This is a genomic window from Mycobacterium sp. (assembly GCF_035603715.1).
Classification (GTDB): Bacteria; Actinomycetota; Actinomycetes; order Mycobacteriales; family Mycobacteriaceae; genus Mycobacterium.
Map to the genome: position 1 here is coordinate 1 of NZ_DATNJW010000392.1, position 9,360 is coordinate 9,360.

The following is a 9,360-nucleotide window of genomic DNA, read 5'->3' on the forward strand; positions in this document are numbered from 1 at the left end:
CACTGGCCGCCCAGCGCCGGTGCTTGCTCGAAGATCGTCGGTTCGAATCCTTGCGAGAGCAGCCAGCGCGCCGCGACCAGCCCGCCGGGTCCAGCCCCGATCACCGCGACCGTTCTCGCCATCGAGGAACTGTCGCATGGCTGGGATCCGGGTGCGATCTTTTTGACCGTTCGTCGCAGATCAGCCGACGGGACTAGGCGTCTAACTCATACCATGGCGTCAATCTGATCGAGAAGGCCGACCGCCGGATCGTCGCCGAGCAAATCGACGTGCGCGACCTCAATCGGATGAAGCCTTTGTGGACCAGGGGGTTGCCGAACTAGGGCGGCTGGAATTTGTGTTGGCCAACGCTGCATCCTGTCCGGGCTCGGAGCTTCCTCCCCCGCGATTTGGAGCATTCCTCGACGCAGTCGATGTGATGCTGACAGGGGTTTACTTCACGATCGAGGCGTCGCTGCCGCCGCTGTTGGAACGCGGTGAAGGCGGCAGCGCCATCGTGATCACCAGCTCGGCCGCTGCGTTCAAGTCCTAAGCCCAACCTTTGCCACCATGAACCATGGCGCCGCAGGCTATGTAGCGGCAAAACACGTCGTCGCTCTGATGCGCTACTATGCAACGACGTTGGCGCAGAGGAACATTCGTTCGATGCAAGTCCGCTTGCCCGAGGTCGGGTTCATAAGACTTCCGACGTTACCGACGCGATGATTTACGACAGCCGCACAGCAGAAGTGCTGGAGAAACTGCGCCGTGAGTAGTCCCGGCTACTCGGCCCGCACCTGTGCTATGGGTGGTCGGCTTTGAAGAACATTTCGAACTGGATGCCGTCGGGGTCCTTGAACGTCAGTACCGCACCGTATTCACGCTCGGCGATTGGCGAGTGGGTGACGCCGAGCTGTTCAAACCGGATCAGCCATTCGTCTAGATCAGCACGTGTGTCGACTTTGAAGCCCATGTGATCGAACCCGGTGCGCCGCGGATCGAAGGTTTCGCCCTGATTCCCGTCATGCTGCTGGAACTCGATGACCGTCCGCGACGTCGGGTGCAGTAGGAGAACCCCCTGCCACCCGTTGCCTGAGACCCGGTCGATTTCGGTGAGGTCGAGAAGCTCGGCCCACCATCGGGCGCTCGTCTCGGCGTCGCGAACGGAAAACGATATGTGTGACACCTTGCTGAAAGTTGCCATTTGAATGCCTCTGGGTTCACATCTGGCTGGGAAGCGGGTGATCAGCTGCGAGTATCGCGTATGTCTGGCTCATCATCTGTCCGATGATCTCGGCGGCTGGCGCGGTGCGTTGAACAGCGCCAACCCCTTCGCCTGCCGGGTAGACCATCGATTCCCAGTCACCGCTGGTTTCGGGCGTTGGCGGCAGCGTCGACCTGGGCGGCATGTCATAGGGCATGTTCACTGAATGCGGAAAGAGTCGCGTTCGGCCGATCGGCCCGCGCTCCTGCGGATCCGCACCGCGATCGCCTGCCTCCGCGCTGAGCACCGCGGGGCTGGCGAGCAGGCGGTACGGCTGGTCGGGCCACTCGGGCCCGAATGCGGTGCAGCACACTGTCCTACCGGGTGAATCGATAAGTCGACGCTTGTACTCGGGATGGGCGTTGGCTTCCAGGGCCGCGACCAACGCGGTGCCTACCCAGACTCCGTCAGCGCCCGCCCGCAATGCCGCGGCTGCGGCCGTGCCGTCGGCTATGCCACCTGCAGCGACCAGGAGCATGTCAGGCCACTTGTGACGGATCGTCCGCAGTAAAGCGTGCAACGGGATCCGTCCGCGGGCATGACCACCAGCTTCGCTGCCCTGCGCAACTATCGCGTCGACGCCAAGTTCGATTGCAGCCGAAGCGATCTCGGGCGAGGAGGCCTGCATCCACACATGGATGCCCGCGGCGCGTAGCGCGGTGACCCAGCGCGCCTGCGGTGGGTCATGGTGAAACACCACCAGGGGCACGCCCAGCTGGACGCACGCATCTATGTGCAGGCCGGTGCAGGCCGGCCCGAATCCGGTCTCGGCGCAGATAAGGTCGACCCCGAATGGCCCAGAAGTCAAGGCGCGCAATCGGTCCACCATCACGGGCAGGCTTCCGGGGGGATCGGGCGATGCTCCCAGCACGCCCAGTCCGCCGGCATTAGTGACCGCAGCGGCAAGATGCTCGTGGGCAATGAAACCCATGCCCGCTCCGACGAATGGATGTCGGATGCCAAGCGCCTGAGTCAGACGGGTCGGGATGGGCATGACATCTTGCCCCGGGGCCGTTGGGCGGCGCTGACCGTCGTCGATAGCCGATTCAGTGGGGGACATGGGCGCTCCTTCGATATACTCCGATTCGGAGGATCTAGTCTAAAATAGTCCGAATCGGAGTATTGTCAACCTCATGCCGAACAAGCAGCTGACCCCAACGTCGTTCGCGATACTCGGGCTGCTCGCGATCCAGCCGTTCACGACTTACGAACTTGCTCAACAGATGGACCGCACGGTGAGTTGGTTCTGGCCCCGGGCGGCCAGCATGGTCTACGAAGAGCCCAAGAAGCTGGCGGCCGCTGGGCTCGCTACCGCGCAGGCTTCCTTCACGGGCAAGCGGCGTAGCACCGTTTACAAGATCACCGAAGCTGGTCGCGAGGCGTTGCGAGAGTGGTTGGACGCACCCGCCGCTGGGATGCGCATGGAGTTCGTAGCCATGCTGAAGGTGGCGTTCGCAGATGCGGGCGATGTGAGCCAGCTGCGTTCGGCGGTAACCGAAATCCGGGCAGACGCTGAGGCTCGACTGGCTGAAATCCTTGACAGATCAACGCAATACGCAACTACGGGCGGCCCATTCCCAGACCGACTGCCGATCGTTGCGATCACCGGCAAGCTGCTCATGGGTCAATACGAGGCTCTCGTCCGATGGGCCCAGTGGGCCGAAGATGCGATCGGTGAGTGGACGGGCGTGACGCACGCGGGTGGTGCGACCGCGCCGCCGTACGCCTTTACTTCAGAGTGGCCCGCCCAGAACGCTTAGCCCGCTGGTCGCCAGTTCGACCCTCGCTCCCCTGCGAGCGGCTCTCATTGGAGCTGATCTGGTGAGCGATTGAATCGAACATCAGCATCACTACGTCGACCACACGGTCACGAGTCATTCCTTCTGGGCTGTCCATCCACGTCATCAGGAGCTCGTCGGCGGCGGCCACGATACCGAGGCCAAGCAGAAGTACATCGCCTTGCTTCAGCGTCGTACTCGAAGGCAGGAGGTCGGCGACCAGCTGGGCGAGTCGGCGAAGCCCTGCCCGTCGTTGTTCGCGGGCAACGGGGCCGCCGCTGAGGACCTCCCGCGACTTGATGCGGGCCTGATGGGGATTTTTCTCGTATGAACGCGTTATCGTGTCGATCATCGCGTGGGCACCCTCCGATCCGCCGTTCGTCTTGTCGATCGCGGCGGTGCAGCCGGACACTTCTTCGTCGATCAGCCGCGAATAAACGGCGGCGAGCAGCGAGTCGAGATCGGCGAAGCTCTCGCCGAAGTAGCGATCCCGTAGTCCCGACTGCGACAGGACGGCACGGATCGACGTGGCTGCGTATCCCCGCTCGCCGAAGAGTTGGACGCCCGCGTCGATAAGTCGTTCTCGGCGGTCAGCGATGCGCTCGGCCGCCGTCTTGCCGTCGTAATCCCGCACCGGCCGCTTCCTTTGCCCATCACAACAGGGGCGGCCACCTCAGCCGCCTCACCGACGGTACACCATGTGAGGTCAGACACCATCTGATGATATCCACCCTCAGATATGTTTCGGTGGTCGCAGACCGCGGACCGAGTATTACTACTCGGTCACCGTCCGACGAGTTCGCGCAGCTTCGCTTCCGACGGCGAGCCCGGGTCGGCCGTATACAGAATCAGCGACAGTCCGGGGTCGGCGGGAAGATGCATCGTCTCGTAGTTGACGGTGATGGTGCCGATGGGCTCGTGGTGAAAACGTTTGGGCCCGTGTGTGTGCTGGAACAGATTCCGATCGGCCCACGAGCGGGCGAACTCCGGCGACGCTTCCGACAGTTCGGCGACGACCTCGGCGAGGCGCGCATCGGTCGTGTCTCGTCCGGCCGCCACCCGCAAGATCGCCACCAGCTGCGCGGCGATCTCCGGCCAGTCCGGGTAGACCAGGCGCGCGTTCGGGTCGAGGAAAATCCACCGGACCATGTTCCGTTCGGATTCGGGCATCGCGTCGAAGTCGTGGATGAGCATCGCGGCTGCCCGGTTGATGGCCAGTACCTCGAGTCGCGGACCGTGCAACACGGCGGGTGTCGGGTCCAGCGCGCGCACCATTGCACGCAGCGCGGGCCGTACGCGAAGTGAGCCGTTGACCTGCGCATCGGCCTGCGGCTTCACTAGGGCCGCCAGATGGCGCCGCTCCAGTTCGTCCAGCCGCAGCGCCTCCGCGACCGCCTCGAGCACCTGGTCGGAGACGTTAACGGCCCGACCCTGTTCCAGCCGCGCGTAGTAGTCCGGGCTCACACCCGCCAACATCGCCAGCTCCTCGCGCCGCAGGCCACTCACCCGCCGCCCATTGCGGGCAGCCGTCAGCCCGACGGCCGCGGGGGCGAGCCTCGCACGACGCGACCTCAGGAACTGCGACAGCTCGTCCCGGCGGGTCGTCATGCCGCTCATTATCGCCCCGCACGCACGCCGGTGGAAGTAACGAACCTGGTTCTGGCGGACCTAGGTTCAACGGGACTCGAGAACTGGAGTCAGGAGGTCGGGCATCGCGTTGTTTCAGACACCAGACCTTCGAAAGGACTCGACATGTCAGTGTGGTTCATCACCGGAGCGTCCCGCGGCTTCGGACTCGAGATCACCAAGGAGGCGCTGTCCCGCGGCGAACGCGTGGTCGCAACGGCCCGCAACCCCCAGTCGGTGCTCGATGCGATCCCCGACGGCGGGGACCGGTTGCTTTCCGTCGGCCTCGACGTCAGCGTTCCCGAACAGGTCAGTGCCGCGGTGGACGCTGCCGCCGAGCGGTTCGGCCGTATCGATGTCCTGGTCAACAACGCCGGTCGCGGCCTGGTGGGTGCGGTCGAAGAAACCTCCGACGCGGAAGCACGCGCGCTCTTCGACGTCAACGTGTTCGGCCTGCTGGCGGTGACCCGAGCGGTCCTGCCTCATATGCGGGCGGCCCGATCCGGGTTGGTGGTGAACCTGTCCTCTGTGGGCGGTTTCGTCGCCTGGCCCGGTTGGGGTGTGTACGCGGCGACGAAATTCGCGGTGGAGGCGCTGTCGGAGGCCATGACCCACGAATTGGCGCCATTGGGCATCAGGTCGGTGGCCATAGAGCCGGGCCCGTTCCGCACGAACTTCCTCGACGGCAGCAGCCTTTCAGTGGTGCAGATGCGACTCGACGACTACTCCGCGACGGCCGGGTCGGCCCGCGACTGGGCCGTGGACACGAACTACGACCAGGACGGCGACCCGGTCAAGGCCGCCAAGATCATCCTCGACCTCGCCTCGTATGACGAGCTTCCCGAGCGGATCCAGCTCGGCGCCACCGCCGTCTTCGACGTCGCCGAGAAGCTGCAACGTACGGCCGGCGACCAGAAGCGGTGGTGGTCGATCAGCCTGTCGACCGACTACTACGTCGCCCAACCTACGGTCCACCATGTGAGGCCAGACACCATCTGATGGCGTATGCACTCAGATGGTGTACCGTTCCCACCCATGACTTCGACACCATTGATTCGTTCGACCGAGACCTTTGATTTCGTCATCGTTGGCGCTGGCAGCGCAGGTTGTGTGCTGGCGAACCGGCTCACCGAGGACCCGTCGACCCGGGTGCTCCTACTGGAGGCCGGACCGGACGACACCCTGGAGACGATCCAGGTGCCAGCCCTGTTCAGCGCCCATTTCGGCACCGAGGTCGACTGGAATTACCAGATTGAACAGCAGGCCAACTATCACGGCTCGACCACCTTCCCCCGGGGAAAGACGCTCGGCGGCTCATCGTCGATCAATCTGATGGTCTACATCCGGGGACACCGCGCCGACTTCGACGGATGGAGCGAGCGCGGCAATATCGGATGGGACTACGACAGTGTGCTGCCCTACTTCGTCAAGGCCGAGCGCAACAGCCGCCTCGGGGCGCCATTCCATGGCATCGACGGCCCGCTGCATGTCGAGGATCGGTTGTTCACACACGAGCTCTCACAGGCCTGGGTCGATGCCGCCACGGAATGGGGCTTGCCCCGCAACGACGACTTCAATGGCGCGCGCCAGATCGGTGCGGGCGCATATCAGGTCAACTGTCACAGCGGCCGCCGCTGGTCAGGCGCCGATGCCTATCTCCGCGCGGCGATGCAGCGGCCCAACCTCGTTGTGCGGGTGGGCGCCCACGTGACGCGTGTGCTCATCGATGGCAACCGGGCTACGGGTGTCTCCTATGTCCTGCACGGAACCGAGACGATCGCCCACGCCGCGTCGGAGGTCCTGCTCAGCGGCGGCGTCATCAACTCTCCGCAGCTATTGCTGCTTTCGGGGATCGGTCCTGCCGACCAGCTGCGCACGCACGACATCGACGTCGTGGCAGACGTGCGGGGCGTGGGAGAGAACCTGCACGACCACACCATGGTCCCGCTTGTGTGGGCGACGCAGCACTCCACCGATCTGCTCGAGATGGCAAGCCCCGAGAACATGGCGCTCTGGCAGGGCGGCCACGGAGGCCCGTTTGCCTCCAACGGCGCTGAGGTCGGGGGCTTTGTGTCCACCGCAGGCGGCGACGTGCCCAATGTGCAATTGATTGGCGGGCCAACCGCGTTCGTCGATCACGGCCGCACCAGCCCACCCCTGCCGAACTTCACCATGTTGACCGCATCGACGCACCCGCGCAGTCGGGGTCGGATGTGGTTGAGGTCGACGGACCCGTTGAATCATCCGCACATCGACCCGGCCTACTTCGCGCACCCCGACGACCTCGCGGACATCACGGCCGGATTGCGCGTTTCACTGGAGATCGCCAACCAGAGTCCGATCTCCAAATACCTTCGCGGCCTCAACGTTCCGACGGAGATCGACCCCAGCGACGCCGGGCTCACCGAACATGCGAAACGTTGGTCGCAGACCGAGTACCACGCTGTCGGAACGTGCGCGATGGGCATCGACGAAAACGCGGTCGTTGACCCGCAATTGAATGTGCGCGGCGTCGACGGGCTGCGTGTCATCGACGCATCCGTGATGCCGACCGTCGTCAGCGGTAACACCAACGCGGCCACTGTCATGCTCGCCGAAAAAGCTGCCGACCTCATCAAAGAGCAGACAACGACGCTACGGCTTCCGGCCCGCGCCGCCGGGCGGCAAACTCTAACAGCAGACGAACCTCAACAAGCAAAGGTTGCCAAATGAACGCAAGGACCATGCGTGACATGCCAGCGCTCGATCTGGCGCTCGAGGACTTACGGTCGGGCGCGACTGGATGGGCGAACCTACCGCTGCGCGCGAAGATAGCAATGCTGGAGGCGCTGCCGCCCAGGATCGTAGACGTTGCACCGCGCATGGCGGCCGCCGCTACTGAGGCCAAAGGCATCGGACCGACCTCCGCGTGGGTCGCCGAAGAATGGACGACAAACATCTGGACATTGGTTCAGGCCATCAACACCCAAATATTGGTTCTCAAAAGGGTTCTCGCAGGACAAGAGCCGGTTAACGCCGGCGCTGTTCACACGAGACCCGACGGCCAAGTCGTCGTCGACGTCTTCCCTGTCACCGGGTACGACCGCCTGCTGCTCAACGGCTATCAGGCGCAAGTGTGGATTGAGCCCGGCGTCAGCGCCGAACAAACACGCGCGCAGGCGGCCGCGCTGTACCGCGGGACCGACGCCAGTGACCCCGAAGTGTGCTTGGTCCTGGGCGCGGGCAACCTCGGCAGCATCACTGCGCTGGACATCATTGACCAGCTGTACATCCGGGGCAATGTCTGCGCAGCAAAAATGAACCCGGTCAACGAATACCTCGGGTCGTTCTACGAACACATCTTTAGTGAGTTCATCTCGCGTGGCTGGCTTCGCCTGCTTTATGGTGGCGCCGACGTCGGCAGCTACCTGGCACACCACCCCAAGGTCGATACCATCCACCTGACCGGCTCCGCAGCCACCTACGACGCGATCGTATGGGGAACCGGCGATCAAGCCGCCAGCCGCAAAGCCAACAACACGCCGCTACTGGACAAGCCAATCACCGGCGAACTCGGCGGCGTCAGTCCTTTCATCGTGGTCCCCGGCGATTGGAGCCCGCGCGACCTGCGGTTCCAAGCCGAACATATCGCCACGACCAAACTGCTCAACTCCGGCCACAACTGCAACGCCACACAGGTTCTCGTCCTCTCGCAGGATTGGCCACTGGCCGACAGACTCATCGCCGAAGTCCGCGCCGTCATCAGCAATGCAGAACCCCGAGCCCCCTACTACCCAGGCTCAGAGGACAAAATCACCCGCGCCTGTCGCGGCATGATGGGAACCGAGTTCCTCGACGGCGACCGCACCCGCGCCCTCATCACCGACGTCGACACAGATAGCGGCGCCAGCATCCTGACCGACGAAGTCTTCGCTGGTGTCCTCGGCATCGTGCGACTTCCGGGCAAGACAGCAGAGCAGTTCCTGCACAACGCCGTTGAGTTCGCCAACGACGTGCTGCCCGGCAACCTCGGCGCAGTTATCACTGTCGACCCAAAGAGCCGCAAGCAGAACGCCCAGGCTTTCGATGACGCGCTGGCGCACTTGCGCTACGGCGCCATCGGCATCAACACATGGACGGGGATGGCGTTCGCATTGGCGACCTGGGGGGCGTTTCCCGGTAACACCGCACAAGACATCGGCAGCGGCACCGGAATGGTACACAACACCTTTATGCTCCCGAGACCTCAGAAAGCCGTCGTCGAGATCCCGTTCCGTCCCGCGCCCCGCTCGTTGTTCAACGGAGAACTGACCCTCTCGCCCAAGCCAGTTTTCTTCATCACCAACAAGACAGCCAAAACTACCGTCAGACGGCTCGTACGATTCCTCGTCCACCGCAACCCCATCGCACTACCGCGAATCTTCCTGTCGGCATTGCGCGGATGAGCAACACGGCTCCCGAATCGGCGTCTACGTCAGCACGCATAAGCCGCTTCATCTGCGAATTCCGTTGTTGCACCAGCCCGCCCGCCGCGGTGCACCGCGCCAGACGAGACGCCGCACTGGGCTTCATTCGACGCCGACGCCGAATTTCGACAGGCTAGGGCGAATCTGCGATGCGGGTCAGGCCAGTGGCTCGGACAGAGCGCGTCAAGCATGCGCGGTCGAGTGTTGAGCACCGGGAACATGAAAGAGAAACTGATGGGCTGTATGAGCGGCAAGCGCTGATTCGGGC

At 63.8% G+C, this 9,360-nt stretch carries 10 protein-coding genes; 5 read left to right on the forward strand and 5 right to left on the reverse strand.

From position 1 onward, the window contains the following. Positions 1-122 (reverse strand): NAD(P)-binding protein (locus tag VN856_RS16205; protein WP_325690802.1); only part of this gene is annotated, 122 nt, incomplete at its 3' end. Between the two features lie 176 nt (positions 123-298). Between VN856_RS16205 and VN856_RS16210 the strand changes: the two genes are divergently transcribed. Continuing rightward, on the forward strand, positions 299-532 hold the full coding sequence (locus VN856_RS16210; protein WP_325690784.1) for a hypothetical protein: 234 nt from the start codon (positions 299-301) through the stop codon (positions 530-532). Positions 533-781: 249 nt separating this feature from the next. Here VN856_RS16210 and VN856_RS16215 read toward each other — a convergent pair whose 3' ends face one another. Both VN856_RS16215 and VN856_RS16220 read right to left on the reverse strand, forming a co-directional pair. Beyond that, the gene (locus VN856_RS16215) at positions 782-1,183 is read right to left on the reverse strand and encodes a VOC family protein (protein ID WP_325690786.1); all 402 of its coding nucleotides are present in this window, start codon (positions 1,181-1,183) and stop codon (positions 782-784) included. Between the two features lie 16 nt (positions 1,184-1,199). After that, the gene (locus VN856_RS16220; RefSeq protein WP_325690788.1) at positions 1,200-2,303 is read right to left on the reverse strand and encodes a nitronate monooxygenase; all 1,104 of its coding nucleotides are present in this window, start codon (positions 2,301-2,303) and stop codon (positions 1,200-1,202) included. 73 nt (positions 2,304-2,376) lie between these two features. Here VN856_RS16220 and VN856_RS16225 point away from each other — a divergent pair, with 73 nt between their 5' ends. After that, complete coding sequence (locus VN856_RS16225; protein ID WP_325690790.1) at positions 2,377-3,003, forward strand: PadR family transcriptional regulator; 627 nt, start codon at positions 2,377-2,379, stop codon at positions 3,001-3,003. Here the strand turns inward: VN856_RS16225 and VN856_RS16230 are convergent. Together VN856_RS16230 and VN856_RS16235 are read right to left on the reverse strand one after the other, a co-directional pair. Next, entirely contained in the window at positions 2,972-3,655 is a 684-nt protein-coding gene (locus VN856_RS16230) for a TetR/AcrR family transcriptional regulator (protein WP_325690792.1), read from the reverse strand. The genes VN856_RS16225 and VN856_RS16230 overlap by 32 nt on opposite strands. A gap of 149 nt (positions 3,656-3,804) precedes the next feature. After that, complete coding sequence (locus VN856_RS16235; RefSeq protein ID WP_325690794.1) at positions 3,805-4,629, reverse strand: helix-turn-helix transcriptional regulator; 825 nt, start codon at positions 4,627-4,629, stop codon at positions 3,805-3,807. Positions 4,630-4,773: 144 nt separating this feature from the next. Here VN856_RS16235 and VN856_RS16240 point away from each other — a divergent pair, with 144 nt between their 5' ends. The 3 genes from VN856_RS16240 to VN856_RS16250 are packed head-to-tail and all read left to right on the forward strand — an operon-like array spanning position 4,774 to position 9,071. Continuing rightward, positions 4,774-5,646: an SDR family NAD(P)-dependent oxidoreductase gene (locus VN856_RS16240; RefSeq protein WP_325690796.1), complete on the forward strand. Its 873-nt coding sequence runs from the start codon at positions 4,774-4,776 to the stop codon at positions 5,644-5,646. Positions 5,647-5,682: 36 nt separating this feature from the next. Continuing rightward, entirely contained in the window at positions 5,683-7,359 is a 1,677-nt protein-coding gene (locus tag VN856_RS16245; RefSeq protein WP_325690798.1) for a GMC family oxidoreductase, read from the forward strand. Positions 7,360-7,379: 20 nt separating this feature from the next. After that, positions 7,380-9,071, forward strand: coding sequence for an aldehyde dehydrogenase family protein (locus VN856_RS16250; RefSeq protein WP_325690800.1), 1,692 nt, complete (start codon positions 7,380-7,382; stop codon positions 9,069-9,071). Positions 9,072-9,360 lie beyond the last annotated feature (289 nt).